The 26,434-nt window shown below is 69.7% G+C and carries 29 protein-coding genes; 8 read left to right on the forward strand and 21 right to left on the reverse strand.

All coding sequences use genetic code 11. The features are described from left to right. Positions 1 to 44: 44 nt before the first annotated feature. Positions 45 to 785, forward strand: a complete 741-nt coding sequence (locus tag ASE12_RS07990) for a hypothetical protein (RefSeq protein WP_056399119.1) — start codon at positions 45 to 47, stop codon at positions 783 to 785. Beyond that, positions 760 to 1,530 carry a bifunctional 2-polyprenyl-6-hydroxyphenol methylase/3-demethylubiquinol 3-O-methyltransferase UbiG gene (locus ASE12_RS07995; RefSeq protein WP_082582156.1) on the forward strand — a complete coding sequence of 257 codons (771 nt, stop codon included), beginning with the start codon at positions 760 to 762 and terminating at the stop codon, positions 1,528 to 1,530. Before ASE12_RS07990 ends, ASE12_RS07995 begins: the two co-directional genes overlap by 26 nt. A gap of 23 nt (positions 1,531 to 1,553) precedes the next feature. Here ASE12_RS07995 and ASE12_RS08000 read toward each other — a convergent pair whose 3' ends face one another. Together ASE12_RS08000 and guaB are read right to left on the reverse strand one after the other, a co-directional pair. Then, positions 1,554 to 2,726, reverse strand: coding sequence for an NYN domain-containing protein (locus tag ASE12_RS08000; protein ID WP_056399121.1), 1,173 nt, complete (start codon positions 2,724 to 2,726; stop codon positions 1,554 to 1,556). Positions 2,727 to 2,772: 46 nt separating this feature from the next. Further along, positions 2,773 to 4,284: an IMP dehydrogenase gene (gene guaB / locus ASE12_RS08005; RefSeq protein WP_056399123.1), complete on the reverse strand. Its 1,512-nt coding sequence runs from the start codon at positions 4,282 to 4,284 to the stop codon at positions 2,773 to 2,775. A 109-nt stretch (positions 4,285 to 4,393) separates the two neighbouring features. On the opposite strand from guaB, the gene ASE12_RS08010 reads away from it, so the two are divergent. Next, positions 4,394 to 4,996 carry a TetR/AcrR family transcriptional regulator gene (locus ASE12_RS08010; RefSeq protein ID WP_056399125.1) on the forward strand — a complete coding sequence of 201 codons (603 nt, stop codon included), beginning with the start codon at positions 4,394 to 4,396 and terminating at the stop codon, positions 4,994 to 4,996. Here ASE12_RS08010 and ASE12_RS08015 read toward each other — a convergent pair. From ASE12_RS08015 to ASE12_RS08040, 6 genes are all read right to left on the reverse strand, one after another. Further along, entirely contained in the window at positions 4,993 to 5,979 is a 987-nt protein-coding gene (locus ASE12_RS08015) for an ABC transporter substrate-binding protein (protein ID WP_056399127.1), read from the reverse strand. The two genes, ASE12_RS08010 and ASE12_RS08015, sit on opposite strands and share 4 nt — an antisense overlap. Then, positions 5,976 to 6,950, reverse strand: a complete 975-nt coding sequence (locus ASE12_RS08020; RefSeq protein WP_056399129.1) for an ABC transporter substrate-binding protein — start codon at positions 6,948 to 6,950, stop codon at positions 5,976 to 5,978. Before ASE12_RS08020 ends, ASE12_RS08015 begins: the two co-directional genes overlap by 4 nt. A 26-nt stretch (positions 6,951 to 6,976) precedes the next feature. Continuing rightward, positions 6,977 to 8,389: an RNB domain-containing ribonuclease gene (locus ASE12_RS08025; RefSeq protein ID WP_200954983.1), complete on the reverse strand. Its 1,413-nt coding sequence runs from the start codon at positions 8,387 to 8,389 to the stop codon at positions 6,977 to 6,979. A 185-nt stretch (positions 8,390 to 8,574) separates the two neighbouring features. Beyond that, complete coding sequence (groL, locus tag ASE12_RS08030; RefSeq protein WP_056399133.1) at positions 8,575 to 10,179, reverse strand: chaperonin GroEL; 1,605 nt, start codon at positions 10,177 to 10,179, stop codon at positions 8,575 to 8,577. A gap of 88 nt (positions 10,180 to 10,267) precedes the next feature. Beyond that, on the reverse strand, positions 10,268 to 10,561 hold the full coding sequence (gene groES / locus ASE12_RS08035; RefSeq protein ID WP_056209271.1) for a co-chaperone GroES: 294 nt from the start codon (positions 10,559 to 10,561) through the stop codon (positions 10,268 to 10,270). 164 nt (positions 10,562 to 10,725) lie between these two features. Continuing rightward, positions 10,726 to 11,595, reverse strand: a complete 870-nt coding sequence (locus ASE12_RS08040; protein ID WP_056399136.1) for a sigma-70 family RNA polymerase sigma factor — start codon at positions 11,593 to 11,595, stop codon at positions 10,726 to 10,728. Positions 11,596 to 11,717: 122 nt separating this feature from the next. On the opposite strand from ASE12_RS08040, the gene ASE12_RS08045 reads away from it, so the two are divergent. The 4 genes from ASE12_RS08045 (at position 11,718) to ASE12_RS08060 (ending at position 15,100) form a co-directional block, all read left to right on the forward strand. Further along, entirely contained in the window at positions 11,718 to 12,872 is a 1,155-nt protein-coding gene (locus ASE12_RS08045) for a class I SAM-dependent methyltransferase (protein ID WP_056399140.1), read from the forward strand. Between the two features lie 85 nt (positions 12,873 to 12,957). After that, positions 12,958 to 13,674 carry a LamB/YcsF family protein gene (locus ASE12_RS08050; protein ID WP_056399143.1) on the forward strand — a complete coding sequence of 239 codons (717 nt, stop codon included), beginning with the start codon at positions 12,958 to 12,960 and terminating at the stop codon, positions 13,672 to 13,674. After that, positions 13,671 to 14,252 carry an allophanate hydrolase subunit 1 gene (locus ASE12_RS08055; RefSeq protein ID WP_056399146.1) on the forward strand — a complete coding sequence of 194 codons (582 nt, stop codon included), beginning with the start codon at positions 13,671 to 13,673 and terminating at the stop codon, positions 14,250 to 14,252. The genes ASE12_RS08050 and ASE12_RS08055 overlap by 4 nt, the downstream gene beginning before the upstream one ends. Then, positions 14,249 to 15,100: a biotin-dependent carboxyltransferase family protein gene (locus ASE12_RS08060; protein WP_056399150.1), complete on the forward strand. Its 852-nt coding sequence runs from the start codon at positions 14,249 to 14,251 to the stop codon at positions 15,098 to 15,100. The genes ASE12_RS08055 and ASE12_RS08060 overlap by 4 nt, the downstream gene beginning before the upstream one ends. Here ASE12_RS08060 and tsaD read toward each other — a convergent pair. Next, positions 15,097 to 16,143: a tRNA (adenosine(37)-N6)-threonylcarbamoyltransferase complex transferase subunit TsaD gene (gene tsaD / locus ASE12_RS08065; protein WP_235508869.1), complete on the reverse strand. Its 1,047-nt coding sequence runs from the start codon at positions 16,141 to 16,143 to the stop codon at positions 15,097 to 15,099. The genes ASE12_RS08060 and tsaD overlap by 4 nt on opposite strands. 38 nt (positions 16,144 to 16,181) lie before the next feature. Here tsaD and ASE12_RS08070 point away from each other — a divergent pair, with 38 nt between their 5' ends. Further along, the gene (locus ASE12_RS08070) at positions 16,182 to 16,694 is read left to right on the forward strand and encodes a DinB family protein (protein ID WP_056399154.1); all 513 of its coding nucleotides are present in this window, start codon (positions 16,182 to 16,184) and stop codon (positions 16,692 to 16,694) included. A gap of 14 nt (positions 16,695 to 16,708) precedes the next feature. Here the strand turns inward: ASE12_RS08070 and ASE12_RS08075 are convergent, their stop codons facing one another. From ASE12_RS08075 to glmS, 12 genes are all read right to left on the reverse strand, one after another. Continuing rightward, positions 16,709 to 17,011 (reverse strand): DUF427 domain-containing protein, encoded by a 303-nt coding sequence (locus ASE12_RS08075; protein ID WP_056399155.1) that lies wholly within the window; start codon positions 17,009 to 17,011, stop codon positions 16,709 to 16,711. Between the two features lies 1 nt (position 17,012). Next, positions 17,013 to 17,774, reverse strand: coding sequence for a 1-acyl-sn-glycerol-3-phosphate acyltransferase (locus tag ASE12_RS08080; RefSeq protein ID WP_056399156.1), 762 nt, complete (start codon positions 17,772 to 17,774; stop codon positions 17,013 to 17,015). Positions 17,775 to 17,841: 67 nt separating this feature from the next. Further along, a complete protein-coding gene (locus tag ASE12_RS08085) occupies positions 17,842 to 18,234 on the reverse strand; it encodes a DUF5709 domain-containing protein (RefSeq protein ID WP_056399158.1) in 393 nt (130 codons plus the stop codon). After that, complete coding sequence (locus tag ASE12_RS08090) at positions 18,231 to 18,641, reverse strand: RidA family protein (RefSeq protein WP_056399161.1); 411 nt, start codon at positions 18,639 to 18,641, stop codon at positions 18,231 to 18,233. Before ASE12_RS08090 ends, ASE12_RS08085 begins: the two co-directional genes overlap by 4 nt. After that, the gene (locus ASE12_RS08095) at positions 18,641 to 19,069 is read right to left on the reverse strand and encodes an N-acetyltransferase (protein ID WP_056399164.1); all 429 of its coding nucleotides are present in this window, start codon (positions 19,067 to 19,069) and stop codon (positions 18,641 to 18,643) included. Before ASE12_RS08095 ends, ASE12_RS08090 begins: the two co-directional genes overlap by 1 nt. Further along, positions 19,066 to 19,701, reverse strand: coding sequence for a tRNA (adenosine(37)-N6)-threonylcarbamoyltransferase complex dimerization subunit type 1 TsaB (tsaB, locus tag ASE12_RS08100; protein ID WP_056399166.1), 636 nt, complete (start codon positions 19,699 to 19,701; stop codon positions 19,066 to 19,068). The genes ASE12_RS08095 and tsaB overlap by 4 nt, the downstream gene beginning before the upstream one ends. A 34-nt stretch (positions 19,702 to 19,735) precedes the next feature. Further along, positions 19,736 to 20,704, reverse strand: coding sequence for a tRNA (adenosine(37)-N6)-threonylcarbamoyltransferase complex ATPase subunit type 1 TsaE (gene tsaE, locus ASE12_RS19730; RefSeq protein ID WP_082582157.1), 969 nt, complete (start codon positions 20,702 to 20,704; stop codon positions 19,736 to 19,738). Then, positions 20,701 to 21,678, reverse strand: a complete 978-nt coding sequence (locus tag ASE12_RS08110; RefSeq protein ID WP_056399168.1) for an alpha/beta fold hydrolase — start codon at positions 21,676 to 21,678, stop codon at positions 20,701 to 20,703. Before ASE12_RS08110 ends, tsaE begins: the two co-directional genes overlap by 4 nt. Next, positions 21,675 to 22,799, reverse strand: coding sequence for an alanine racemase (gene alr, locus ASE12_RS08115; RefSeq protein WP_056399171.1), 1,125 nt, complete (start codon positions 22,797 to 22,799; stop codon positions 21,675 to 21,677). The genes ASE12_RS08110 and alr overlap by 4 nt, the downstream gene beginning before the upstream one ends. Beyond that, entirely contained in the window at positions 22,796 to 24,193 is a 1,398-nt protein-coding gene (locus ASE12_RS08120) for a bifunctional ADP-dependent NAD(P)H-hydrate dehydratase/NAD(P)H-hydrate epimerase (protein ID WP_056399172.1), read from the reverse strand. The genes alr and ASE12_RS08120 overlap by 4 nt, the downstream gene beginning before the upstream one ends. Continuing rightward, positions 24,187 to 24,540: a holo-ACP synthase gene (locus ASE12_RS08125; RefSeq protein ID WP_056399174.1), complete on the reverse strand. Its 354-nt coding sequence runs from the start codon at positions 24,538 to 24,540 to the stop codon at positions 24,187 to 24,189. Before ASE12_RS08125 ends, ASE12_RS08120 begins: the two co-directional genes overlap by 7 nt. Then, entirely contained in the window at positions 24,541 to 26,385 is a 1,845-nt protein-coding gene (gene glmS / locus ASE12_RS08130; protein WP_056399176.1) for a glutamine--fructose-6-phosphate transaminase (isomerizing), read from the reverse strand. Positions 26,386 to 26,434: the final 49 nt, after the last annotated feature.

Genomic DNA, 26,434 nt, shown 5'->3' on the forward strand with positions numbered 1-26,434 from the left:
TCTTCGCGACTCGAAAACTGTGCTGGACCGATAGGTTCCGAGACATGAAATGGCTGAACCTGATCGGTGCCGTGGCAGCGGCCTTCATCGCTCCCATGACGACGATCTTCAGCGTCGTGACGTCGAAGAACTACGACGGCGTCGGGAAGATGTCCCGTGGACAGTGGCTAGCGTTCGGCCCGTCCCTCGCAGTTCTACTGTTGGCGGCGGTCATAACGGTCATTGCATTCGTCAAACGAGATCGAAGCAAGAGATTCCGCAAGCCCCGTAACTGGCGCCTGATCAGCGGCCTCCCGTGGATCCATCGCGTGGCGGTTCGTTTCAGCCAGGACCACGCGCGTCGCTCTGCCCGTCACAAAGACAAAATCACTGAGTACATGGCGAGCCTTCTCGATGATGCGAGTGAGGCGACAATCTTCAGTCGAGATCTTTCTTGGGCCACTCACACACGTGCCGCGACCGCCCTTGACCGGCTGGCCGCCGAGGGCAACCTGACAATTTACGTGCACAAGCCGCGGTCACGACGATTGTCTGATCGGATCGATAGTCTGGTGGAACAGGGCGCGAAGGTGCTCGCCTACACACATCCTGACCATCCTCGGGTTCGGTTTACGCGCGTGCGGTCGTCCGGAACTACGACGCTCGCAGTTGGTAAGGAAGATAAGTCCCACCACCGGATCCGCGAGTTTCGAGACCCTAATGACGTGACATTTCAGATGGCGAATTGTCTGACATCAATCGAGAAGGTGTGGAGGGTCCGTGGCAAGAGCGATCGGGCGGTCTGAGGCGAAAAAGCTTGAAATTGAGCCCTGGAACTTGCTGGCCGATCAACGAGCTGCTGAGATTGACTCGGGCGTCGACATCAGCTTTCGACACGTACTTGGTCCCACAATCGAACTCATTCTCAAGTCAGGGGGGGTGGGTGCGAATCGCCTGATCGACATCGGGTGCGGGACTGGACGCCTTCTGCCGTACCTAGCAGGAGCGTCGCACGATATTACCGCCATCGACCCCAGCACTCGTTCGATCGAGCTCACGCGCAAGTTTTCGACCACGACTGGAGTCAGAGCGCATGCAAGCGCCGACACCATTCAATCGTTCGCCACGACTCACGATCAGAAATTCGACGTCGCCATCGCGAACATGGTGCTGATGGACGTCGTCGACCTGGATGACTTCTTGAGGCACGCACGGAAGATCTTGCGGCGCGGCGCCCTGTTCATTGCGACGATCACGCACCCGTACTTCTGGCCTGCTTACTGGGGGTACGACACCGAGCCGTGGTTCGACTATCGGGAGGAGACGTTTATCCGATCGCGGTTCAAAACATCGTTACGTACGAGCTCGATCGACACTCTCCATGTGCATCGACCTGTGTCGCAATACTTCAGTCGAATAACTGAACAAGGGTTCGCCATCAAATCCGTCTTGGAACCCGTCTTGCCTGAAAGGATCCAGCGCGAGACCGGCGTGACGTGGAAAACACCACACTTCCTTGCGTTTACTGCACAGGCGGAGCCTTACCGCTGACGCACGGTTGGAATATGCCTGACCTACTGGACGCCTCGTTGGATGTCGTCGAGCGACAGGTCGGGCAGCATGCCTTCGGGCTTGGTCGATCGGCGCACCAGCACGGGCTGGACGTCGTCGCTCTCGCGGGCCAGGGCGTACTGGGTGCCGGCCAGCGCGAACCTGAGCGCCCGCGAGAGCGAGCTGACCCTCGCGTCGGACGGGCTGAGCTTCGGCGCTGCGGCCTTGATCGCCATCGCGAGGATCGGCAACGGGCCACCGTGGTTGGCCAGCTGGTCGCTGAAGCTGCGCACCTTGGAGTCGGAGAGGACCTTCTTGATGATCGCCTTGTAGTCCTCGGGAGAGGTCGCGGCCTCGGCATGCACGACAGGGATCTCCTGCGCCAAGGCGTGCCAGTTGACCTTGCCCTTGCCCGCGGCAGGCGGTGCCTGGCTCGCGGACTTCTTGGCTGCGGTCTTCTTGGCCGGCTCGGCCTTCTTGGTCGCGGACTTCTTGGTCGCGGCCTTCTTCGCCGGCTCGGCCTTCTTGGCCGGCTCCTCCTGCTGGGCGGCCTTCTTCGCCGGGGCCTGGGCGGCCCGCGCCTCGGGTTGTTCAGCGGGCTTCTCCGCAGGCGCCTTGCGCGCGCTCTTGCGCGGACGGCTCTCGGCCGGCGCTGCCTGCTCACCGGACGAGAACAGGGGCTTGAGCGCCGCGGCCGGCGGGGGCTTCGGGGCCAGCTTGAGCGTGACGTACTGGTCGACCTCGCGCTCGAGGACGTTGTTGGGCCGGTGGTCGGGAAGCGTCGCACCGACCACGTACTTGTTGAGCTCGTGCAGGCGGCGCACGAGCGGCACGAAGTCGCCGTCGGCCGACACGATCACGAAGACGTCGATCTGCTCCAGCTCGGCAGCCACCCGGAGGCAGTCGACGACCAGCACGATGTCGGCCGCGTTCTTCTCGGCCTTGCTGACCGAGAAGACCTGCACGGTCTGCACGCCGGCTCGCTCGACGTCGCGGCGGTAGTCCTCGAGCCCGAGGGCGTTCCAGTCGGCGTACGCCCGCGCGACCGCGATGTTGCCACCGTCGGCCGCCAGGGCCGCGGCGGACTCGAGCTGCTTGAGGATGTCCTCCATCGAGACATCGGGGATGTCGAGCTTGCCGTAGCCCTTGAACAGGTTCTCGGCGTCGATGAAGACAGCGACATTGCGGGTGGCCACGAGACGAGGCTATCGGCCGTCGGCCGCGAGGCGGACGGGGCGCGGCTCAGCGCGACGAGTAATTGGGCGCCTCGGCGGTCATCTGGATGTCGTGCGGGTGGCTCTCCTTGAGCGACGCCGACGTGATCCGGACGAAGCGACCCTTGTCCTGGAGCTCGGGGATCGTGCGAGCGCCGACGTAGAACATCGACTGGTTGAGCCCGCCGATCAGCTGGTGCGCGACCGCCGACAGCGGACCGCGGTAGGCGACCTGGCCCTCGACACCCTCGGGGACGATCTGGTCGTCGCTCGTGATCTCGGCCTGGAAGTAGCGGTCCTTGGAGTAGGACTTCTTGCCCCGGCTGCTCATCGCGCCGAGCGAGCCCATGCCGCGGTAGGCCTTGAACTGCTTGCCGTTGACGAACACGACCTCGCCGGGCGACTCCTCGACGCCGGCGAGCATCGACCCGATCATCACGGTCTCGGCGCCGGCGACCAGTGCCTTGGCGATGTCGCCCGACTGCTGCAGGCCGCCGTCGGCGATGACCGGTACGCCGGCGGGCTTGGCCGCGAGCGACGCCTCGTAGACCGCGGTGATCTGGGGGACGCCACACCCCGTGACGACGCGGGTCGTGCAGATCGAGCCCGGCCCGAAGCCGACCTTGACCGCGTCGGAGCCGGCGTCGACGAACGCCTGTGCGCCTTCACGGGTCGCGACGTTGCCGCCGATGACCTGCACGTGCCGGGTGGCTGGATCCGTCTTGAGCCGCTTGACGATGTCGAGCAGCATCCGGACGTGACCGTGAGCGGTGTCGGCCACGAGGACGTCGACACCGGCCTCGATCAAGGTCGTGGCGCGCTGCCACGCATCACCGAAGTAGCCGATCGCCGCGCCGACCATCAGGCGGCCGTCGGCGTCCTTGCTGGCGTGCGGGAACTGCTCGGACTTGACGAAGTCCTTGACCGTGATGAGCCCGGCGAGTCGGCCGTCGTCGTCGACCAACGGCAGCCGCTCGCGCTTGTGCTTGCGCAGCAGCAGCGTCGCGTCCTCGCGGGCGATGCCCTCGTGGCCGGTGATCAGCGGCATGGGGGTCATGACCTCGTCGACCTTGGTCGTCGCCCACTCGGCGACCGGGGTGAACCTCAGGTCGCGGTTGGTGATGATGCCCAGCAGCCGGTTGTCGGTGTCGACCACGGGGAGCCCGGACACGCGGTACTCGCCACAGATGCGGTCGAGCTCCTCGAGCGTCGCGTCGGGGCCGATCGTCACGGGGTTGGAGATGATGCCGGTCTGGGTCCGCTTGACCAGGTCGACCTGGTAGGCCTGGTCCTCGAGCGAGAGGTTGCGGTGCAGGACGCCGATGCCGCCTTGGCGGGCCATCGCGATCGCCATGCGCGACTCGGTGACGGTGTCCATCGCGGCGCTGATGAGCGGGATCCGGAGGTTGATCTCACGCGTCAGACGAGACGTCGTGTCGATCTCGCTGGGGTTGAGGTCCGAGAATCCGGGCAGCAGAAGGACGTCGTCGTACGTGAGTCCGAGGGACGCAAACTTGTCAGGAATGCCCGTGTTCTCCATTGCCACATCCTAACGTCCGGAGGAAGCGGGAGAGCCGCGCCGACCGGGTGGTGCGACCGGGGTCACAGAACAACCGACGATTGATCCGTACTCGCAGTATGATGTCGGGATGGACCGTAAGCCAGGGCGCCCGAGGGCACTCACAGTCGACGTCATCGCGCAGGCCGCGCTTGACGACGGAATCGCCACGTTCAGCATGCCGTCGGTCGCCCGTCGGCTCGGGGTCGCTCATTCCGGTCTGTACCGCTACGTGGAGGATCGTGACGACCTGCTCGTCCGCGCCCTCGACAAGGCGATCCTGGCCGCGACCTGGCCGGAAGCCGACCTGCCTTGGCAGGACCTGCTCAAGGGCATCGGGCTGACCATCTGGCAGATGTGCGAGGACCATCCGGGCCTCGACACCGCTGCACTCGGCGCGCCCAAGTCGCCCCGAGCGGTCGAGGAGCGCATCGAGAAGTACATCGAGTCGCTGCAGAACCAGGGATTCCTGCTCGAGGACGCCGCCGTGGCGGTCGAGTTCGTCATCACCCTGGCGCTCACGGCGTCCGCCGAGATGCAACGGCTCAAGGCGATCGAGCAGAGCCACGCCGACGGCCCCCGGCTGCCGGTCCTCAAGGCCTACGACACCGAAGAGGTCTGGCGCGGCCGCGGTTGGTACGACCGCAAGCTCGACATCGTGCTGGCCGGACTCGACCAGCGCCGCTCCGACTAGCCCGCATACGTCTCGAGCTGCGTGGCCAGGCGATTCATGATGTCCGCGTACGCCCGATAGCTGGGCGGCGCGACGGACGTCCACGGGATGTACGCCTTGTGCTTTGCGGCCTGCAGGGTCTCGAACACCGGCTGGTCCTCGAGGATCGCGAGACCGGCCTTGCCCACACGGTCGTCGTAGAGGAACACGTCGGCGGGATAGAGGTCGGCCTTCTCCCAGCTCAGCGTCTGGAAGTAGCCGCCCTCGTCGGGCTTCGTCGGCACCACCAGCGGCAGCTTGAGCTGGTCGCGCCAGTACTTCAGGTCGGGGCTGACCTCAGGGTTCGACACGTAGAAGACGTCCTTGGCCGGTGAGCCGACCAGGATCTTCTTGCTGCCGAGGGCCTGGCCGGCCTTCTCGACGCGGCCGGCCGCGGCCGTGAAGTCGTCGTGCGCCGTGCGTACGGTGTCCGAGTCGACGTCGGCACCCAGAGCCTTGGCCGCCCGCTCGGTCGAGTCGAGCATCTGCGGCAACGTCTTGCCGTCGAAGCTCACGACCAGGATCGGCGCGAGCTGCTTGAGCTTCTTGGCGGTCGCGTCGTTGACGTACCAGAGGTCGCTCTTGAGGTAGGCGCTCGTGACGACCAGGTCCGGCTTGAGGCTGGCCGCCTTCTCGAGGTCGATCGAGCCGTACTCGCCGCCGCCCGTGACGTCCTCCGCCTTGCCGAGGTCCAGGCCGGCGACCTGCGAGTCGGGCTGGCCATCGGCGTTCTTGAGCGGCCCGAACGTGCCCACGATCTCGTCACCGAGGCCGAGGTCGGTCAGGGCTGCCGCCATCGATGACTGCACGAGGAGCCGCTTCGGCGCGTGGTCCAGCGAGATCGGGGTGCCGACGTCGTCCTTGTACGTCCACGGCCCGGCACCCTCGTCGTCTGATGCCGACGAGCCGCAGGCCGCGGCCACCAGCAGGGAAGCTGCCGCGAGGATCGTGCCGAGGCGCCTCACAGCTGCTCCTCGATGTCGTCGGCGAGACGATCGATGACCTTGGCGTACGCCGCGAAGCTCGCCGGCGACACGGCCTCCCACGGCACCCAGGCGTCGTTCTTGGCCGCCGTGATCGTCGAGAACACCGGCTGGTCCTGGAACTGCTTGAGCGTCGATCCCCCTTCTCGCGAGTCCCACATGACCACGTCGGCGTCGTACTTGTCAGACTTCTCCCAGCTCATGTCCTCCCAGTACGTGCCCGCCTTGGCCTTGGCCGCGATGATCGGCAGCCCGAGCGACTCGTAGTAGTCGAGGTCGGGGAACTGCGCGGGGTCAGCGGCGTAGAACAGGTCCTTGGTGCCGGAGACGACGAGCACCTCGCGGTCGCCGAGCTTCGCGCCGACGTCCGTGAGCCGCTTGCTCGCGGCGTCGAAGTCCGCGCGCCCCTTGGCGACCTTGGCCGAGTCGAGGTCGGCGCCCAGCTTCGCACCGAGCTCCTGGACGTCCTCGATGCTCTCGATGACCGAGTCGCCCTGGAAGTCGACCGCGAGGATCGGGGCGAGCTTGACGGCCTTCTTGGCCGTGGCGTCGTTGATGTACCAGAGCTCTGGCGGCAGGTACATGTTGGTGACGATGAGGTCGGGCTCGAGGCTCGCGAGCTTCTCGAGGTCGAGGCTGCCGTACTCCCCGCCGGCCGTGACGTCGGTGATCGCGTCGGGGTCGAGGCCCGCCGCCTGCGGGTCCAGCGAGCCGTCGGCGCGCTTGAGCGGACCGAAGACGCCGACGACGTCCACGCCGAGGTCGTTCAGCCCAGCGGCGAGCGAGGACTGGGCGACGACGCGCTTGGGAGGCGAGTCGAGGGTGATCGTGGTGTCGCGGTCGTCCGTGTAGGTCCAGGGACCGCTGCCGGCGTCCTCCGAGGCGGAGGTGCCGCAGGCGGCAAGGGTCACGAGGGCGATCGCGGCAGTGGCCGCGAGAAGTCTGCGTTTCATAAGGGCAGCCTAACCTAACGAAATGCCTAGTCGGCAGGGCCCCCGAACGTGAACTGCACCTCACGACGAGCCTCGTCGACCTCGGCCAGACGTACGCTGACCTGCTCACCTTCGGGCAGGCCCTCGCCCCGGCACCGGGCGATGACCGGCGGGTCGAGCAGAGCCACCTCGCCGCCCTCTCGGTCGGCGTGCATGACGACCGCGTCGAACGACTCCCCGACCCGACCGGCCAGCGACCACACCTCGGCCTGGTCGATGCACGTGCGATCGGCCTTCGAGGCGCGGCGGTCCGACTCCTTCATGATCTCCGGCAGGGACGGCAGCGCCTCGCGCACCCAGTCCGGCACGGTTCGCTTCTCGCAGATCGCGAGGCAGACCTCGGTGCCGAAGCGGTCGGCGAGGCGCCGCAGGGGCGCGGTGACGTGCGCGTACGGGCCGCCGACCCCACCGTGGTCCACCTGCGCCGGCCTCGAGCCGTCGAACGCCTCGTAGCCGGCACCGCGGAGCAGCCGGGTCGCCTCGGTCATCAGTGCGATCGATGCGGGCAGCGCGGGATCGAGGCCGACGAGCACGTGGGCGGGAGTCGCTCCGTCAGGCACGGCGACCTTGAGCGAGCGTGCGGTGCGCAGGAAGTCGGCCTTGGCCCGGTCATCCGGGGGCGGGAGGGTGCGGAGCAGCCCCACCTCGGCCCCGAGCATGAGCTGCGCCGCGGCCATGCCGGTCAACAGTGAGATCTCCGCGTTCCACCCGTCGACGTCGGTGCGGACCCGCATCACGACGCGCCACGCGTCCCCCTCACGCTCGACCTCCTGCTCGGGCAGTGCGAGCTCGATCGCGCCACGGTCGACGCGTACGCGCTGACGCAGCCGGCCGAGGTCGGCGAGCGGCTCGAGCGACGGGTGCGGCTCACCGGCGTCGAACGAACGCTGCACACCCTCGTAGTCGAGCTGTGCCACGGACCTGACCCGCGCGCGGCGTACGGAGACGTTGCCCAGCTCGCCGTCAGCGGCCACGTCGATCGTCCAGACCGCTGCGCCGCGCACCTCTCCGGCCAGGAGGCTCAGGGCGTCCTCGGACAGCACCGGCGGGTGCAGCGGCACACGGCCGTCGGGCAGGTAGATCGTCTGGCCGCGCCGACGGGCCTCGGCGTCGACGGCGCCACCGGGCGGGATCACGGCGCCCAGGTCCGCGATCGCGTAGTGAACCCTGAAGCCGTCGCCCACCCGCTCGAGGAACATCGCCTGGTCGAGGTCGCGTGCGCCGGGCGGATCGATCGTGACGAACGGGATCGTGGTCGCGTCCTCGACGTCGGTGCGGGCGGCCTCGGCGATCGTGGTGGCCTCGGCGGCCACCTCGGGCGGGAAGCTCGCCGTCTCGGCAAGCGTCGGGAGGTCGAGCTCGGCGCGTACGCCCTCGAAGTCGTGCGGCGATGTGCTCACCCGCATGAATCTAGCCCGAGGGGCGCGCACCTCGCCGGTCGAGTAGGAGGCCGCCCGCGGCCGGCGTATCGAGACCACGGGAGTCGATATGCTCGCGCTACCCGACACCGGCGCAACAGCTCAGAGAACGAGAGAGACGGATGGCTCACCCGAGCCATCCGTCTCTCCTTGTTACCTACTCCGGATCAGTGGTTGTGTCCGGCGTGCGCGTCCTCGGCCTCTTCGGCCGGCTTCTCGACGACCAGGGTCTCGGTCGTCAGCAGCATCGCGGTGATCGACGCGGCGTTGGCCAGCGCGGAGCGCGTGACCTTGACCGGGTCGAGGACACCCTGGGCGACCAGGTCGCCGTACTGCTCGGTGGCCGCGTTGTAGCCCTCGCCGCTCTCGCGGACCTTGTTGACGACGACCTCGCCGGAGACGCCGCCGTTGCGGGCGATCCACTCGAGCGGGGCGTCGGCGCCGATGCGGACGATGCGGACACCGACCGCCTCGTCACCGGTCAGGCCCAGGTTGTCGTCGAGCACCGAGACGGCGTGGACGAGAGCCGAGCCGCCACCGGCGACGATGCCCTCCTCGATCGCCGCGCGGGTCGCCGAGACGGCGTCCTCGATGCGGTGCTTCTTCTCCTTGAGCTCGACCTCGGTGGCAGCGCCGACCTTGATGACGCAGACGCCGCCGGCGAGCTTGGCGAGACGCTCCTGGAGCTTCTCGCGATCCCAGTCGGAGTCCGTGCTCTCGATCTCGGCCTTGATCTGGCCGACGCGACCGTCGACCTCGGCCTTGTCGCCGCCGCCGTCGATGATCGTCGTGTCGTCCTTGGTGATGACGACGCGGCGAGCGGTGCCGAGCACCTCGAGGCCGATCTGGTCGAGCTTGAGGCCGACGTCGGGGGTCACGACCTGCGCGCCCGTGAGCGTCGCGATGTCCTGAAGCATGGCCTTGCGGCGATCACCGAAGGCCGGGGCCTTGACGGCCGCCGAGGTGAACGTGCCGCGGATCTTGTTGACGACGATCGTCGACAGCGCCTCGCCGTCGACGTCCTCGGCGATGATGAACAGCGGCTTGCCGGCCTGGACGACCTTCTCGAGGATCGGCAGCAGGTCGCTGACCGACGAGATCTTGCCCTGGTTGACGAGGATGTAGGGATCGTCGAGGACGGTCTCCATGCGCTCGGTGTCGGTCACGAAGTAGGGCGAGAGGTAGCCCTTGTCGAACTGCATGCCCTCGGTGAACTCGAGCTCGGTGCCCATGGTGTTGGACTCCTCGACCGTGATCACGCCGTCCTTGCCGACCTTGTCGAAGGCCTCCGCGATGAGCTGGCCGATGACGCCGTCGCGCGACGAGACCGTCGCGACGTCGGTCATGTCCTTGATGTCGTCGACGTCGCGGGCGACCTCGTGCAGGCGCTTCACGACGGCCTCGACGGCTGCCTCGATGCCCTTCTTGAGGCCGACCGGGTTGGCGCCGGCCGCGACGGCGCGCAGGCCCTCGTGGACCATGGCCTGGGCCAGGACGGTCGCGGTCGTCGTGCCGTCACCGGCGACGTCGTTGGTCTTGGTGGCGACTTCCTTGGCCAGCTGGGCGCCGAGGTTCTCGAACGGGTCGTCGAGCTCGACCTCACGCGCGACGGTCACGCCGTCGTTGGTGATCGTGGGGGCGCCCCACTTCTTGTCGAGGACGACGTAGCGACCCTTGGGGCCGAGGGTGACCTTGACGGTGTTGGCGAGCTTGTCGACGCCGCGCTCGAGCGAGCGGCGGGCGTTCTCGTCGAATTCGAGGATCTTGGGCATGTCAGCTTCTTTCGAAAATGTGGGGGTGCGACTGGGGTGGCGTACGTGAGAGGCCCCGGCGCCCGCGGAGGGGCGCCGGGGCGTCAGATCACGAAACGACAGCGAGGACGTCGCGAGCGGACAGGATGAGGTACTCCTGGCCGTCGTACTTGACCTCGGTGCCGCCGTACTTGCTGAAGATGACCTTGTCGCCGACGGCGACGTCAAGAGGAACGCGGTTGCCGTTGTCGTCGACCCGACCGGGTCCGACAGCGATGACGTTGCCCTCCTGGGGCTTCTCCTTGGCAGTGTCCGGGATGACCAGACCTGATGCAGTGGTCTGCTCGGCTTCGACAGCCTGGATGACCAGGCGATCCTCGAGCGGCTTGATGGTGACCGACACGTGTCGACCTCCCCTTTCAGGCGGTGGAACGGTGGACGCTGGTGGGCACGCCGTCGCGGGGGTCGTACTCACCGATGCTTGGCACTCTCATGGCGAGAGTGCCAATACGAAATCTAGCACTCGCCCTCAACGAGTGCTAGCGGCCCCGGCTCCGCGCCGTCGAGTCACGACATGGGCGGCAGGTGCATCGCGGCAAGCCTCGCCGGGTCGCGGAGCGACAGGATCTCGACGATCCGGCCGCCGACCACGGCGCACGCCATGACCGCGAACGGCTCACCGCTCGGGGTCCGCGCCACGACTCCGGGCTCGCCGTTGACGAGCACCGACTGCGCGACGACGGGGCCACTGGCACCCTGCGCCGCCTGGCGCGCGACGTCGGACGCACCGACCAGGGAGGCCGTCCCGTCGGGCGACTGGTGGCGCCAGGTGACATCCGGATCGAGGAGCCTGAGCAGATCAGCGAAGTCTCCGTCCCGGGCCGCTGCGAGGAACGCGTCGACCACCGCGGTCCGGGCCCGGCGATCCGGGGTCGGCGCACCCCGCACCTTCCGGCGCGCCCGGCTGGTGAGCATCCTGGTGGCCTCGACGGTCCGGTCGAGGATGGCCGCGATCTCGGTGAACGGCACCGCGAACAGGTCGTGCAGGACGAACGCGAGGCGCTCGGCCGGCCGCAACGTGTCGAGCACGACCAGCATCGCCAACCCCACCGAGTCGGCGAGCAGCGCGTCGTCCTCGGGCCCGGTCGCGGGATCGGTCACGACGACCTCCGGCAGCCTGTCGTCGAAGAACGTGACCGGCCTGGACGTGCGCGAGCGCAAGGCGTCGATGCAGACCCGGCTCACGACTGTGGTCAGCCAGCCGCCGAGGTTGTCGATCGAGCCGGCCTCCTGCCGGGCCAGACGGAACCAGGCTTCCTGCACGGCGTCCTCGGCGTCCGACTGCGAGCCGAGCAGGCGATGGGCCAGCGTCACCAGGCGTGCGCGCTGCTCCTCGAACGCCGCCGCCAACGGCTCGTCGTGGGTCGATCCGGTCATGTCGTCACCTCACATCGGACATCTCGTCATAGGTGATGACGGATCCGACACGACCCATGTAACCAATCGGCGCGGAAAACCTGGGTCCGGCCCCTTGGCCGGAACACGGCAGACTGCTCCCCATGGATCTGGCGACGTTCGAGCAGCTGCTGTCCCCCGCGGGCCAGCTCCTGCTCGCCGACGTCGCTCAGCGGGCCGGCGTCGAGTCGGACCTGGCGCTGGGCACCCGGCTGCGCAAGACGTACGCGCCGGCGCTCGTCGCGGCAGCGGTGACCCAGAACCACCTGCGCGGCAGGGCAGCGACCAAGTTCGGCGCGGATGCGGCCCGGATGTACTTCACGCACGACGCCCTGGAGCAGTCGACACGGATGCCGGTGGCCACGCACCGCGCCGAGCGACTCGCGTCCACCGGGGCCACGCACGTGGTCGATCTCGGCTGTGGCATCGGAGGCGACCTCGTGGCGCTGGCCCGCGCCGGACTGCGGGTCCGCGGGGTCGAGCTGGATCCCGTACGGGCCGCGGTCGCCGCCGCCAACCTGCACGCGCTCGGGCTCGACGGCGAGGTCATCTGCGCCGACGCCCGCTCGGTCGAGATCGGCGCCGACGAGGTCGCGTTCATCGACCCGGCACGCCGGGACGGCCGCGGACGTACGTTCTCGGTGTCCGACCTGCAACCGCCGTGGGACTGGGTGAGGGAGCTGCTGGCAGGTCGCGCCGTGGCCAAGCTGATGCCGGGGATCGCGCACGACGCCGTGCCGGGCGGGGTCGAGGCCGAGTGGGTCAGCGACGGCGGCAACCTCGTCGAGGCGTGTCTGTGGGGCGCGCCGTTCGCCTCGGCGACTCGCCGCGCCACGGTGCTGCCGTCGGGTGCCGGGCTCGTGTCGACCGGCGAGCCCGTGGCGGTGGCGGACGTCGGGGCGTATCTCTACGAGCCCGACGACGCCGTCATCCGCGCCGGGCTGGTCAGCGAGCTCGCCGCCACGATCGGCGGGTGGCTGCCCGACGCCCACATCGCGTACGTCGCCTCGGACGCCGTGCACACGACACCGCTGGCACGGGGGTTCCGGATCGTCGACGAGCTGCCGTTCCGGGAGAAGCCACTCAAGGCCGCGCTCCAGGTGCGCCGCGTCGGGACGCTGACGGTCAAGAAGCGTGGCGTCGACATCGTGCCCGAGGAGCTGATCCGCCGGCTCAAGCTCAAGGGCCCCAACACGGCGACGATCATCATGACCCGCGTCCACGGCCACGGCCGCGCGTTCCTCGTCGAGCGCCTCTGACGGTCCGAGGTTTGGATGCCGGTGCACCACCGCCGGCGTTTTCGTGGTGCAGCAGCATCCAAATCTCGGGGCATAGGCTGCTGCCATGCGGATCGACCTCAACGCAGACCTCGGTGAGTCCTGGCCGCGGTGGGAGTCCGGTGAGGACGTCGCGCTGCTGGACATCGTCACCAGCGCCAACGTGTGCTGCGGGGCGTACGCCGGCGACGCCGAGCTCATGCAGGCGACGTGCGAAGCGGCCGTCGCACGAGGCGTGGCGATCGGCGCCCAGGTCGGCTATCCGGACCGGGGCAACTTCGGCCGGCTCCACCTCGACATGCCCTCGGACGAGCTCACCGGCGAGGTCCTGAGCCAGATCCTGCTGCTCGACGGGATCGCCCGCGCAGCCGGCGGCGTCGTGTCGTACGTCAAGCCGCACGGCGCCCTCTACAACCGGATCGTCGACGACGACGTGCAGGCGCAGGCCGTGGTCGACGCAGTCCAAGGTCTCGGCACACCGCTGCCCCTGCTCGGGCTGCCCGGATCGGTGTCGCTGTCGATCGCCGAGGCCTGCGGCATCCCGGTCATCCGTGAGGGCTTCGCCGACCGGGCCTACACCTCCGACGGCCGGCTCGTGCCCCGCAGCGAGCCCGGCGCGGTGCTCGACGACCCCGAGGCCGTCGCCGCCCAGGCCGTACGCCTGATGGACAGCGTCTCGTCGGTCTGCGTGCACAGCGACAGCCCGGGCGCGGTGGACCTGGCGCGCGCGGTGCGTACGGCGCTCGAGGCACACGGCGCCGAGCTCACGAGCGTCATCGCGTGAACCTCAAGCCGTACGGCGACACGGCGCTCCTGATCGACTGCGAGTCGCTCGACGAGGCGCAGCGCTGGTTCGCCGCGCTCCACGACGAGGCCGAGGTGGTGCTCGGCGCCCGCACCGTCCTCCTCCGCGGGGAGCCCTCGGTTCTGCGATCGCTGGTCGGGCGTACGACGCCGGCCGATCTCGCCAGTCCGCTCGACGGGCCCGAGATCGAGGTCCCGGTCGTCTACGACGGCGCCGATCTCGACGACGTCACCAGGCTCACCGGCCTGACCGAGCCCGAGGTCGTCGAGGCGCACACGAGTACGCCCTGGACGGTCGCGTTCGGCGGCTTCGCGCCCGGGTTCTCCTACCTCGTCGGCGGAGATCCGCGCCTGCAGGTGCCGCGTCGCGAGTCTCCCCGCAACAGGGTGCCCGCAGGTTCGGTGGGGCTCGCCGGCGAGTTCAGCGGCGTCTACCCGCGGGAGTCGCCCGGCGGCTGGCAGCTCATCGGCCGCACGGAGCTGGCGATGTGGGACACCCAGCGCGAGCCGCCCGCCCTGCTCACGGCCGGCACGACCGTCAGGTTCGTCGTGGCATGACCCTCGTCGTCGAGTCCGCCGGCCTGCTCACGCTCGTGCAGGACCTCGGCCGGCCGGGTCTGGGGCACCTCGGCGTCAGCCCGTCCGGCGCGTTCGACCGACCGGCGCTCCGCCAGGTCAACCTCGTGCTCGGCAACGAGCCGGGCGCCGCCGCCTTGGAGGTGCTGCGCGGTGGGCTCGAGCTGCGAGCCGAGACGGCCACATGGGTGGCGGTGACGGGCGGCGCGGGCGCCATCACGGTCGACGGTGACCCTCGGGCGTACGGGCGGGCGGTCCGCCTGCACGCGGGCGAACGCCTGGCCCTGGGAACGCCCGGCGCGGGACTCCGGGCGTACGTCGGGGTGGCCGGCGGCATCGGCGTGCCGGAGGAGCTCGGCTCGCGGTCGACCGACACGCTGGCCCGGCTCGGCCCTGCCCCGCTGAGCACCGGCGACCGCCTCGATGTCGGCCCGGCGACCCACCCGCCCGACATCGAGGACGTGCCGCCTCTCGGACGTACCGGCGAGCTGACGCTCGACGTGGTGCTCGGGCCGCGCGACGACTGGTTCACGGCGGCAGCGGTGCGCCGGCTGCTGGAGTCGCCCTGGCAGGTCAGCCCGGCCTCGGACCGCGTCGGCGTACGCCTCACCGGTCCGGCGCTGGAACGCACCAGGACCGACGAGCTGCCGAGCGAGCCGTGCGTGCGCGGCAGCATCCAGGTGTCGGCAGACGGCCAGCCGATCGTGTTCGGCCCCGACCACCCGGTGACAGGCGGCTACCCGGTCATCGCGGTCGTGCTCGACCGGCACACCGACCGTCTGGGGCAGGCGGCACCGGGACAGGTCGTGCGGTTCAGCCGGGTCGGCTAGGCCGCGACGACGTGCGTGACCGGCATGCTGGAGTCGGCGGGCAGGTCGAGCGACGACGGCGGCAGCCCACGGCGTACGACCTCGGCTCCGAGGGCCGCGACCATCGCGCCGTTGTCGGTGCACAGGCCGATGCGCGGCACCCGGATCTGGATGCCGGCCTTGGCGGCGCGCTCCTCGGCGAACTGGCGCAGCCGGCCGTTCGCCGCCACGCCACCGCCGATGATGAGGGTCTTGACGTCGTGGTCGAGGCACGCGTCGATGGCCTTCTTGGTCAGCACGTCGCAGACCGAGTCCTGGAACGACGCGGCGATGTCGGCGACCGCGAACGTACGCCCCATGCGGTCCTCGTGCTGCACGTGCCGGGCGACAGCACTCTTGAGGCCGGAGAACGAGAAGTCGTAGCGGTGCTTGTCGAGATCACGGCCGCCCGTCAAACCACGGGGGAACTTGATCGTCGAGGCGTCACCCTCGCGGGCGACGCGGTCGATGTGCGGGCCGCCGGGATAGGGCAGGCCGAGCAACCGGGCGACCTTGTCGAACGCCTCGCCGGCGGCGTCGTCGATCGTCTGCCCGAGCAACGTGATGCCGGTGACGATGTCGTCGACGAGCAGGATCTCGGTGTGGCCGCCACTGACCAGCAGCGCCACGGCACGCTCCTCGAAGCGGCCGTGCTCGAGCTGGTCGACCGCGACGTGCGCGGCGAGGTGGTTGACGCCGTAGAGCGGCTTGTCGTGCGCCAGTGCCAGGGCCTTGGCTGCCGCGACGCCGACCAGGAGCGCGCCGGTGAGACCGGGCCCGCTGGTGACCGCGATCGCGTCGACGTCCTGCACACGGATGCCGGACTCGGCGTAGGCCTGCTCGAGCGTGGGGACCATGGCCTCGAGGTGGGCCCGGCTGGCGACCTCCGGCACGATGCCGCCGAAGCGTACGTGCTGCTCCATGCTCGACGAGAGTGCATGCGCCAGCAGCTCCGTGCCACGCACGATGCCCACGCCCGTCTCGTCACACGACGACTCGATGCCCATCACCAACGGTTCACTCACGCCGCCATTGTGACAGGCGGCTGTGGCAGGCTCGAACCATGACGAGATCTGACGACCCGGGACCCGACGGACCGTGGGACGAGCGCACGCTGCTGCTCACGATGCTGAAGTACGTCCAGGAGACCGCGGTGTTCAAGGTGCAGGGGCTGGACGAGGCCAAGGCACGTCACGCCCCGATCGAGACCTCGCCGCTGACCGCGCCTGCCGCGCTGCTCAACCACCTGCGCTGGGTCGAGCGGTCGTGGGTCAAGGCCGACCTGTTCGGCGGCGAGGACGACGGGCCGTGGACCGACGAAGATCCTGACGCCGAGCTGCGCGAGGGCCTCGAGCTGCCCCTCGACGAGGTCATCCGGCTCTACGAGGAGGAGGCGGCCCGCACCCGCGCGGTCTTCGAGACCGTCGACCTCGACATGGCGATGAAGGGCAAGCAGTCGCGCAACATCCCCCTGACGGCTCGGTGGATCCTGCTGCACCTGATCGAGGAGACCGCGCGGCACAACGGCCACCTCGACCTGCTCCGCGAGATGGCCGACGGGTCGGTCGGCGACTGAGCTCTCCCGGGGTCCTACTCGGCGACGGTCACGCGGGGGTCGAAGGCCACGTAACCGCTGTAGTCCTGGCCGACCTTGTCGAACGACGACGGGATCGGCTCGGGGTAGGACCAGGCGCCATCGGGCAGGCGGTCGTCCCCGGCGCCGACGTTCCAGTACTGCGCGTCACCCTTCCACGGGCAGTGGTACGCCGTGGGGCTCTTCTCGAACGCGCCGTCGGTGAGGCTCGCCGGGGGGAAGTACCAGTTGCCCTCGATCTTGACGAGGTCCTCGACCGGCGCTTCGGCCAGGACCGTCTGCCCGAGCACTGCCTTCATGTCACGACTCCTTCTTGGCGGCCCGGCGCGCGGCGCGGGCGATCAGCTCTTCCTCATCAAGCTTCTTGGCCTGCTCCGGTGTCGGGGCCGTGCCACCGTGCCGCGCGGGCGCCCACCACTTGCCCTCGGGGCTGATGGGGTAGTCGGCGATCGCCTTGTCGAGCAGCTCCGTCATGGCCTCGCGGAGGCGCGCGGTCTCGGCGACGGGGTCCTCACCGGTCACCTCGAGCGGCGCGCCGACGTGCAGGCCGATCGTCTTGCCGCGGCCCTTCATGTCGGACGGGTGGTCCTTGGTCTTCAGCAGCTGCGTGCCCCAGGTGACCATGGGGATGAGCGGCACGCCGGCCTCGGCGGCCATGCGCACGGCGCCGGTCTTGAGCTCCTTGATCTCGAACGAGCGACTGATCGTGGCCTCGGGGAAGATCCCGACGATCTCGCCGTTGCGGGCGTACTCGACCGCCTGGTCGTACGACGCCTGGCCGTTGTCGCGGTCGACCGAGATGTGGTGGAGCGAGCGCATGATCGGCCCGGAGATCTTGTGGTCGAACGCGTCCTTCTTGGCCATGAAGCGCACGAGCCGCCCGCTCGGCTGGGCCGCGAAGCCGTCGAAGATGAAGTCGACGTAGCCGATGTGGTTGGCGGCGAGGATCGCGCCACCGGTGCGCGGGATGTGCTCCGTGCCCGACATCTGGAACTTCATGCCGAGGACCTTGAACAACGTCCGGGCGGTGAGGATGACCGGAGGGTAGGTGATGTCGCGCATCAGGTCACCTTAGTGCACACGCGTGCACCGAAGCGATGATCGAGAGCAGGCTCACGCCCGGCCCCGCTCAGTCCTCTTCCACGACATGGACGGCGGCTTCCTCGGCGCTCGCAGCGGCGCCGTCGACACCGACGTCCTCGCCCACGAGGTCCTTCTCGGTGTCCTCGCCGAAGCCCTCGTCGGGATCGACCAGACGACCCGCGCGCTCCGTGCCGACCTCGCCGTCGTCGATGTCCTCGGCCGGCTCGGCATAGGGATCGGCGTCCGGCTCCTCCTGGCGGAGGCGCTCGTCGAGGGACTCGCCCTGCAGCGCCTCGTCGGCTGTCGTGCCGAATCCCTCGCCGCGGTAGCTCTCCGGCGGCGAGTAGCCCGAGTCGAGGGTCTCGTCCGGATCGTCGAAGATCGCGTCCTGGTCGGGTCCGTCGCCGTCGTCGTCAAAGGTGTCTGGAGTCTCGGTCATGCACCCAGCCTTCCACGCCATCCCGAACGCGCAATGCGTGCCTCGATCTCGACCTCCACGAGGTGCTCGGGACGGGCGAGCGCCACGACCTGCACCATCGTGGCGACGGGGCGTACGGCGTCGAAGATCTCCTTGTGGGCCCGGCCGACGGCGTCGAAGTCGGCGATGTCGGTGACGTACATCCGCGTGCGTACGACGTGCTCCGTCCCCAGGCCGGTCGTGCCGAGGCCCTCGAGCGCGATCCCGAACGCGACGCGCGCCTGCTCGTACGCGTCGCCGACCCCGGCGACCTCCCCGTCGACCGTCGCGGTGGTGCCGGCGACCCACGCGCTGTCGCCGACGCGTACGGCGCGGGAGTAGCCGACGACGTCCTCGAACGGCGACGGTGAGCTGACGTTCTTCCTCATCAAGCCTCCTGGAGCTCGAGCTGCATGACGAGCGCGTCGACGCCGTCGCGATAGTAGCCGGCACGCCGGCTGATCGTGGTGAACCCGTACGCGTCGTAGAACCCCGTCGCCGCGGCGTTGTCCGCGGCCACCTCGAGCAGCATGCGGGACGCACCCTGAGCGCCCGCGGCGGCGCACAGTGCGTCCAGGATCCGCCGCGCAACGCCCTGGCGGCGACGCGACGGCATGACGGCGATGCGTTCGAGGTCGGCGACGTCACCGGCGACGGCGATCAGCCCGTAAGCCTCCAGGTCGTCGATCAGCAGGGTCCGGCGCTCGTCCTCGATCGCGGCACGGAGCAGGGTCTCGGTCCAGGCGTCCCGGCCGAAGCACGCGAGGTCGATCGCCGTGACAGCCGTGACCTCGGTGGGCAGGGCCGTGCGGATCATGCGCGCTTGGTCGAGACCGACGGGGTGGCGTCGGGGCGCCGCAGGTAGAGCGGCTCGAGCGGCAGCACCTGGGCCGTGCCTGCCGCGACGATCCGCGCCAACGCGGCCGCACGGGGGTCGCTCGACTCGCCGGCGGCACGCAGCACGCCGTCATACAGCTGACCGCCCCGCCCGTACGTCGGAAGGTCGGGGTGCCGCCCCGCGAGATCCGCCGGGAAGTCGACATGGGGACCGTCGAGGCGCACATGATCGGCGCCGTAACGAGCCCAGTAGACCTCCTTGCGGCGGGCGTCGGTGGCGACGAGGAACTCGCCCTCGACCTGGGTGTCGGCGGCGATGATGTCGAGCGTGCAGACCCCATGCGTCGTCAGGCCCAGCGTCGAGCCGAGCGTCAGTGCCGTGACGACGCCGACGCGCAGACCGGTGAACGGCCCGGGGCCCACGCCGACGGCGACGTCGGTGAGGTCGGCCATCGTGGCGCCGGCCTGAGCCACGGCGTCCCTGATGGCGGGTGCGAGCAGCTCGCCGTGCGCCATGGCGCCCTCGCCCGCGGCCTCGCCGACGACGCGCTCGCCGTCGTGGACGGCGACCGTGATGGCCGGGGTGGCGGTGTCGAACGCAAGCAGCAGCACGCCATGAACCCTAACGCTGATGACTCAGCGGAGGTCAGGAGAGGAGGGTCGAGCGCAGCGGCACGCCGACCCAACGGGGACCGTGCGGCTTGACGGTCACGACGCGCGGCTCGGCCTCGTCGACGAGGTCACCCTCGTGCGGCGTCCCGAGCGGGTCGATCGGACGCGCACCGCGAACCTCGATGCGTACGTGCAGCCAGCTGTCCGACAGCTGCTCGGCCATGCCGTCGCCCCACTCGACTACCGTGACGGCCTCCTCGGTCGTGGCGTCGAGGTCGATGTCGTCGAGCTCGGCGGCGCTGCCGAGCCGATAGGCGTCGACGTGCACGAGCGGCGGACCCCCGGCGAGCGACGGGTGCGTACGGGCGATGACGAACGTCGGGGAGGTGATCGGCCCGCGTACGCTCAGCGCCTCGCCGAGGCCCTGCGTGAACGTGGTCTTGCCGGCACCGAGGTCACCGGACAGGACGAGCAGGTCGCCGGGCCGCAGCAGGGTCGACAGCTTCGCGGCGAGGTCGTGCATCTCGTCGGGGGTGGGCACCTCACGGGCCAGCCACAACGTCTTGCCGAACTCGATGAACTGGCGATCGCGACCGACCGGGTGGTAGAGCCGCCGCGACCAGAACTGCACCGTCTCGGGCAGCTCCTCGCGCACGTCGAGCCAGATGCCGTCCTTGCCGCGCTCCTCGGCGGTGTCCTCGGCGACCCCGACCATCGCCGACGCGACGCCGCGGGCCTGGATGTCGGGGTCGACGCAGACCCGCTTGAGGCCGAGCTGTCCCGGGCGGGACTCGTCGAACAGCATCGCGCCCATCGGCAGTCCACGGCGCTCGACCAGGAGTCCCCCGGCCGTGCCGAGCACCTCGGCGACCGACTCCACGGTCTCCTCGGACGCCGTCGACGGCGGGTCGAGGGCGGGCCGGGCACCGAACGACCGGTGGATGATGTCGACGATCTGCGGAGCGTGCTCCGGTCCGGCATGGATGACGTTGAGCGCGGTCATGCCAGCCCCTCCAGGACGTCCTCGATGACCTCGGTGACCTTCTCGTGCTCCTCGAACATGACCATGTGGCCGACGTCGTCGAGCGCGACGAGCTTGGCACCGGGGATGGCGTCGGCGAGGCGGCGGCTGTGCTTGATCGGCGTGATCAGGTCGGCGGTGCCACCCATCACGACGGTCTTGGCCGACCCCATCGTCTTGAGGCCCGACGTCAGGTCGAGGGACACGAAGTTGGGGTAGAAGTCCATCAGCACGTGGGTCGGCGACTTCAGGATCATCTCGTTGGTCATGTCGGCGTGGCGCTCCTGGGCGTTCGGGCCGAGTCCCCAGCGCCGAACGATCGAATAGCTGTTGAACGTACGACCCCAGTCCAGCACGGGCGACGCGACGCGCAGGAACGGGATCAGGTAGCGCAGGGCCGGGCTGCTGCGCATCAGCTTGCCCGAGCTCGTGCTGATGAGCACGACACCCTTGACCCTGCGGGCGAACTGCTTCGGCTCCGCCGCGGCGAGCTCCATGATCGCCATGCCGCCCATCGAGTGACCCACCAGGACGATGGGTCCGCGCGGCACGAGGGCGCCGATGACGGTGCGCAGGTCGTCGGCGAGGTGCGGGATCGAGGAGTTGTCGAGGTACGAGCGCCCCGACTCGCCGTGCGAGCGCAGGTCGACGAACACCATGCGGACCTTGCCCCTCAACGCGAGCCGCTGGTAGTGCCAGACGTCGATCGACTCGACCCAGCCGTGCACGAACACGACCGTCGGGGTCTTGCGTTCGGCCTCGTCGATCTCGACGTTGAGCAGCACGCCGTCGGTGGCCGTGACCTGCACCGGGTCGCTGTGGACCGAGCCGAACTCGACGTCCTCGCCGCGCCTCAGGCGCCGCTGGTGGCGCTGCCGGCCGTTGAGCAGCGTCGCCACGACGCCCGCAGCCACGAACGCCCCGGCAGTGGTGCCGACCTTTGCCGCGCGCTTCATGCCTGCTCCCCCACGTACGTACGCTCTATGCGGCCGCCGAGACGGGTGACCACCTCGTACGCGATGGTGCCCGCGGCGGCGGCCCAGTCCTCGGCGGTCGGCTCGCCGTCGGCGCCGGGCCCGAACACCGTGACGAGGTCGCCCCGCGAGGCATCGGCGTCGCCGAGGTCGATGACGAACTGGTCCATGCAGACCACGCCGACCTGACGCGCGCGTCCGCCGGCGAAGCCGACCTCGGCACGGTTGGACGCGGTGCGCAGGATGCCCTCGCCGTAGCCGATGGGGACGAGGCCGAGCGTGGTCTCGCGCTCGGCGGTCCACGTGTGGCCGTACGAGACGCTGGCGCCGGCCGGCACGCGCTTGACGGCGGCCAGGCGGGCCCGCAGCGTCATCACAGGCGTCAGCCGTGTCTCGTACGTCATGCGGGGATCGGGCCGGATGCCGTATGCCGCGATGCCGACGCGGACGAGGTCGAAGTGGGCCGAGGGCCTGGTCAGGGTCGCCGCGGAGTTGCTGAGGTGCCGGAGCGCCGGCTCGATGCCGGCTGTCTGGAGCTCACCCACGGCGTGGTTGAACGCCGACTCCTGGGCGTCGTTGGCCGGATGACCAGGCTCGTCGGCGCAGGCGAAGTGCGACCACACGCCGGTGATCTCGACGGCTCCGCCCATCTGGGCGACGGCAGCGGCCTCGACGAGCTCGGTCCACTGCGTGCCGAACGCGCCGTTGCGCGACAGCCCGGTGTCGACCTTGAGCTGGACCTTCGGGCGTACGGTCGCCGGTGCCGCGAGGATCTCCGCGAGCTGCCCGGCCGACGACGCCGTGACCTCGACGCCCGCGTCGATCGCCGCGGCGAAGTTCGCGCCGGGTGCGGCGAGCCAGCACAACAGGTCGCCCCGATCGCCGGCCTGTCGCAGGGCGAGGGCCTCCTCGAGGGTCGCGGCACCGAGCCACTCGGAGCCGGCGTCGCGCGCCGCACGGGCCACCTGCGCCGCACCGTGGCCGTAGCCGTCGGCCTTGACCACGGTCATCAACGCCGACTGCGGCGCACACGCCTTGAGCGCGGCGATGTTGGCGCGGAACGCGTCGAGGTCGATGACGGCCTCCGCCTGTGGCGCGGTCACGCGAGGTCCCCCCGTACGAATGCGGCGACGGTCGCCGGCAGCTCGTAGGCCACGTCGGTGGCCACGATGGGACCGTCAGGGTTGGCGTGGACCGACGCCACGCCGTGCAGGTAGGCCGCGATGGATCCGGCGTTGCGCGGGTCGAGGCCTGCGGCCAGCAGCGATCCGGCGAACCCGGCCAGCACGTCGCCGGCGCCCGCTGTGCCGAGCCACGACGACCCGCTGAGGTTGACCCTGGTCGGCGCACCGGTCTGGGCCACGAGCGTGCGCCGGCCCTTGAGCAGCACCGTCGCGTTCCAGCGCTCGGCCGCCATGGTGGCGTGCCTGAGGGGGTCGGCCTCGACCTGCTCGCGAGTCGTGTCCAGCATCGCCGCGAGCTCGCCGGCATGTGGCGTCAGCAGCGCTGGCACCTCGAACCGATCGGGTATGTGGTGCAGCGCGCTCGCGTCCACCACGACGGGCACGCCGTCCTCGAGCGCCATCGCGAGCTGCGACTCGACGTCGTCGCCGCTGCCGGGTCCCACGACCCAGGCCTGGACTCGTCCGCGTCCGGCCACGACCTCGGGCGCCCGGTCGACGACCCGCTGGCTGAGCGCGGTGCTCCCGACGAACCGGATCATCCCGGCCAGCCCAGCCTGGGCGCCGGCGACGCAGAGGTGGGCCGCACCGGCGTACTGCTCCGACCCGGCGGCGATGCCCAGCACGCCGCGCGAGTACTTGTGCGAGCTCTTGCCCGGCAGCACCTGGTCGAGCAGGTGGCCGTCGGAGGCCTCGATCGCCTCGATCGACGGCGTCGGCAGGTGGGGCACGAGCCCGATGTCGACCAGTGTGACCGTGCCGGCCGCGTCCGCTGCGGGGTCGGCGAGCAGTGCGTTCTTGAAGGTCCCGAAGGTCACCGTCGCCTCGGCGCTGACGTGGCTGCCGGGCAGCGTCGCCCCGTCGACGTCGACACCCGACGGCACGTCGACCACGAACGTGTAGGGCAGCTCCCGGCCGAGCCAGCTCTCCCACTCAGCGGCCTTGCCGGTGAGCCCCGGACGCGCACCGATGCCGAAGATCGCGTCGAGGCACCAACGCTGCCCGCCCGGCGCGGCGACGACCTGCGCACCGGCTGCGGTCGCGGCGGCCAGACCCTCGGCATGCACCTTGGACTCGTCGAGCAGGCACAGGTCGACCCGTACGCCCCGATCCAGGAGGTGCGTCGCGGCATAGAGCGCGTCGCCGCCGTTGTTGCCCGGACCGACCAGGCACACGACGACCTCGCCGGCCGGGATCAGCCCCAGGCTGTCGGCGAGCCCCCGCGCGGCCCTCTGCATGAGCTCACCCTCAGGAAGCGTCGCGGCAAGCGCCTCCTCGGCGGCACGGATGTCGCCGACGGTGTGGGCACTCAGCATTCAGCCACCACGAAGGCCGTCGCCACGCTCGTGTCGTGGGAGATCGACAGGTGGGCCGTCGTGATGCCGAGCTCCTTGGCCCGGTCGAGCGCGGCGCCGTAGAGCTGGAACTCCGGCGCGCCCTGCGGACCGTTGACGACCTCGATGTCCTGCCACGACATGCCGGCGGGCGCCCGCAGCGCCTTGACGAACGCCTCCTTGGCCGCGAACCGGCCCGCCAACGACTCGACCGGCAGGTGCGCCTCGGCGTCGGTGAACAGCCGGCTGCGCATCGTCGGCGTACGTTCGAGGGTCTCGGCGAAGCGCGCGAGATCCACCACGTCCACCCCGATGCCCAGGATCGTCATCTACTCGACCGTGACGGACTTGGCCAGGTTGCGGGGCTGGTCGACGTCGTGACCCAGCACCGACGCGAACTCGCACGCGAAGATCTGCAGCGGCACCACCGCGACCAGGGGTTGCAACAGGGTCGGCACCTTGGGCAGCCGCACCAACGTGTCGGCGTACGGCACGACGTCCTCGTCACCGTCCTCGGCCAGCACGATCGTGCGAGCGCCACGCGCCCGGATCTCCTGGATCGAGCTGACGGTCTTCTCCTGGAGCTGGTCGCGGCCCTTGGGCGGGACGACGATGAACACCGGCAGGCCCTCCTCGATCAGCGCGATCGGACCGTGCTTCAGCTCGCCGGCGGCGAATCCCTCCGCGTGGATGTAGGCGAGCTCCTTGAGCTTGAGCGCACCCTCGAGGGCGACCGGGAAGCCGGCGTGGCGGCCGAGGAACAGGATCGAGCGGGACTCTGCGAGGTCGGCGGCGAGCTTGCGCATCTGGTCGCCGTCGTCGAGCATGCGCTGGACGGCTGCGGGGATCTGCTCGATGTCGGCGATGATGTCGCTGATCTCGTCGCCGTACTTGGTGCCCTTGACCTGCGCGAGGTAGAGCGCGAGCAGGTAACAGGCGACGATCTGCGCGAGGAAGCCCTTGGTCGACGCGACCGCGATCTCCGGCCCCGCGTGGGTGTAGATCACCGCGTCGGACTCGCGCGGGATCGTCGAGCCGTTGGTGTTGCAGATCGACAGCACGCGAGCCTTCTGCTGGCGGGCGTAGCGGACGGCCATCAGCGTGTCCATCGTCTCGCCCGACTGGCTGATCGAGACGACGAGCGTCGACCGGTCGATGATCGGGTCGCGGTAGCGGAACTCGGAGGCCAGCTCGACCTCGCAGGGGATGCGGGTCCAGTGCTCGATCGCGTACTTGGCCACGAGCCCCGCGTAGGCCGCGGTGCCGCACGCCACGATGATGATGCGGTCGACGTCGCGCAGCTCGCTGTCGGACAGCCGCATCTCGTCGAGCTGCAGGCGCCCGTCGGCGGAGTGCCGGCCCAGCAGGGTGTCGGCGACGGCCTGCGGCTGCTCGGCGATCTCCTTGAGCATGAACCAGTCGTAGCCACCCTTCTCGGCAGCCGACACGTCCCAGTCGACGTGGTACTCCTTGGTCTCGGCGGCGTTGCCGTGGAAGTCGGTCACGACGATGTCGTCCGGCGTGATCGTGACGACCTGGTCCTGGCCGAGCTCGATCGCGTTGCGGGTGAACTCGATGAACGCCGCGACGTCGGAGCCGAGGAAGTTCTCGCCCTCCCCGCGGCCGACGACCAGCGGGGAGTTGCGGCGGGCACCCACGACCACGTCGGGCTTCGCGGCGTCGCAGATCACCAGGGTGAACGCGCCCTCGAGCTTGCGGCACACCACGCGTACGGCCTCCGAGAGGTCATCGGTGTGCTCGAGCTCGTCGTGCAGCAGGTGCGCGACGATCTCGGTGTCGGTCTCGGAGAGCAGCTCGTGGCCGCTCGCCTCGAGGCCGGCGCGCAGCGACGCGAAGTTCTCGATGATGCCGTTGTGGACCACGGCGATGCGCCCGGTCTGGTCCAGGTGCGGGTGCGCGTTGACGTCGTTGGGCGCACCGTGCGTCGCCCAGCGGGTGTGTCCGATGCCCGTGTGCGCGACCGGCAGCGGGTGGGCCTCGAGCTCCGCGTCGAGGTTGACGAGCTTGCCGGCCTTCTTGGCCGACACGATCGAGCCCTCGTGCACCAGAGCGACTCCGCCGGAGTCGTACCCGCGGTACTCAAGACGCCTCAGGCCACCCATGACGACGTCGAGCGCAGAGCGCTGTCCGACATATCCGACGATTCCACACATACGGGCAAGACTACCGGCGCGACGGGCGGCGGCCGCCGTCGCGTGAGGG

Origin of the sequence: Aeromicrobium sp. Root236, assembly GCF_001428805.1 — a bacterium.
In the GTDB taxonomy this organism is placed as follows: Bacteria; Actinomycetota; Actinomycetes; order Propionibacteriales; family Nocardioidaceae; genus Aeromicrobium.

Excerpts from the sequence above, each read along its gene's own strand:
- ASE12_RS07990 (WP_056399119.1), top strand. The coding sequence starts at position 45 with ATGAAATGGCTGAACCTGATCGGTGCCGTGGCAGCGGCCTTCATCGCT.
- ASE12_RS08110 (WP_056399168.1), bottom strand. The coding sequence starts at position 21,678 with ATGAAGCGCGCGGCAAAGGTCGGCACCACTGCCGGGGCGTTCGTGGCT.
- ASE12_RS08080 (WP_056399156.1), bottom strand. The coding sequence starts at position 17,774 with ATGCGCGACATCACCTACCCTCCGGTCATCCTCACCGCCCGGACGTTG.
- ASE12_RS08085 (WP_056399158.1), bottom strand. The coding sequence starts at position 18,234 with ATGACCGAGACTCCAGACACCTTTGACGACGACGGCGACGGACCCGAC.
- guaB (WP_056399123.1), bottom strand. The coding sequence starts at position 4,284 with ATGGAGAACACGGGCATTCCTGACAAGTTTGCGTCCCTCGGACTCACG.
- ASE12_RS08010 (WP_056399125.1), top strand. The coding sequence starts at position 4,394 with ATGGACCGTAAGCCAGGGCGCCCGAGGGCACTCACAGTCGACGTCATC.
- glmS (WP_056399176.1), bottom strand. The coding sequence starts at position 26,385 with ATGTGTGGAATCGTCGGATATGTCGGACAGCGCTCTGCGCTCGACGTC.
- ASE12_RS08070 (WP_056399154.1), top strand. The coding sequence starts at position 16,182 with ATGACGAGATCTGACGACCCGGGACCCGACGGACCGTGGGACGAGCGC.
- groL (WP_056399133.1), bottom strand. The coding sequence starts at position 10,179 with ATGCCCAAGATCCTCGAATTCGACGAGAACGCCCGCCGCTCGCTCGAG.
- ASE12_RS08095 (WP_056399164.1), bottom strand. The coding sequence starts at position 19,069 with ATGATCCGCACGGCCCTGCCCACCGAGGTCACGGCTGTCACGGCGATC.
- ASE12_RS08040 (WP_056399136.1), bottom strand. The coding sequence starts at position 11,595 with ATGACCGGATCGACCCACGACGAGCCGTTGGCGGCGGCGTTCGAGGAG.
- ASE12_RS08020 (WP_056399129.1), bottom strand. The coding sequence starts at position 6,950 with ATGAAACGCAGACTTCTCGCGGCCACTGCCGCGATCGCCCTCGTGACC.
- ASE12_RS08060 (WP_056399150.1), top strand. The coding sequence starts at position 14,249 with ATGACCCTCGTCGTCGAGTCCGCCGGCCTGCTCACGCTCGTGCAGGAC.
- ASE12_RS08125 (WP_056399174.1), bottom strand. The coding sequence starts at position 24,540 with ATGACGATCCTGGGCATCGGGGTGGACGTGGTGGATCTCGCGCGCTTC.
- tsaE (WP_082582157.1), bottom strand. The coding sequence starts at position 20,704 with ATGACCGCGCTCAACGTCATCCATGCCGGACCGGAGCACGCTCCGCAG.
- ASE12_RS08090 (WP_056399161.1), bottom strand. The coding sequence starts at position 18,641 with ATGAGGAAGAACGTCAGCTCACCGTCGCCGTTCGAGGACGTCGTCGGC.
- ASE12_RS08075 (WP_056399155.1), bottom strand. The coding sequence starts at position 17,011 with ATGAAGGCAGTGCTCGGGCAGACGGTCCTGGCCGAAGCGCCGGTCGAG.
- ASE12_RS08045 (WP_056399140.1), top strand. The coding sequence starts at position 11,718 with ATGGATCTGGCGACGTTCGAGCAGCTGCTGTCCCCCGCGGGCCAGCTC.
- ASE12_RS08120 (WP_056399172.1), bottom strand. The coding sequence starts at position 24,193 with ATGCTGAGTGCCCACACCGTCGGCGACATCCGTGCCGCCGAGGAGGCG.
- ASE12_RS08050 (WP_056399143.1), top strand. The coding sequence starts at position 12,958 with ATGCGGATCGACCTCAACGCAGACCTCGGTGAGTCCTGGCCGCGGTGG.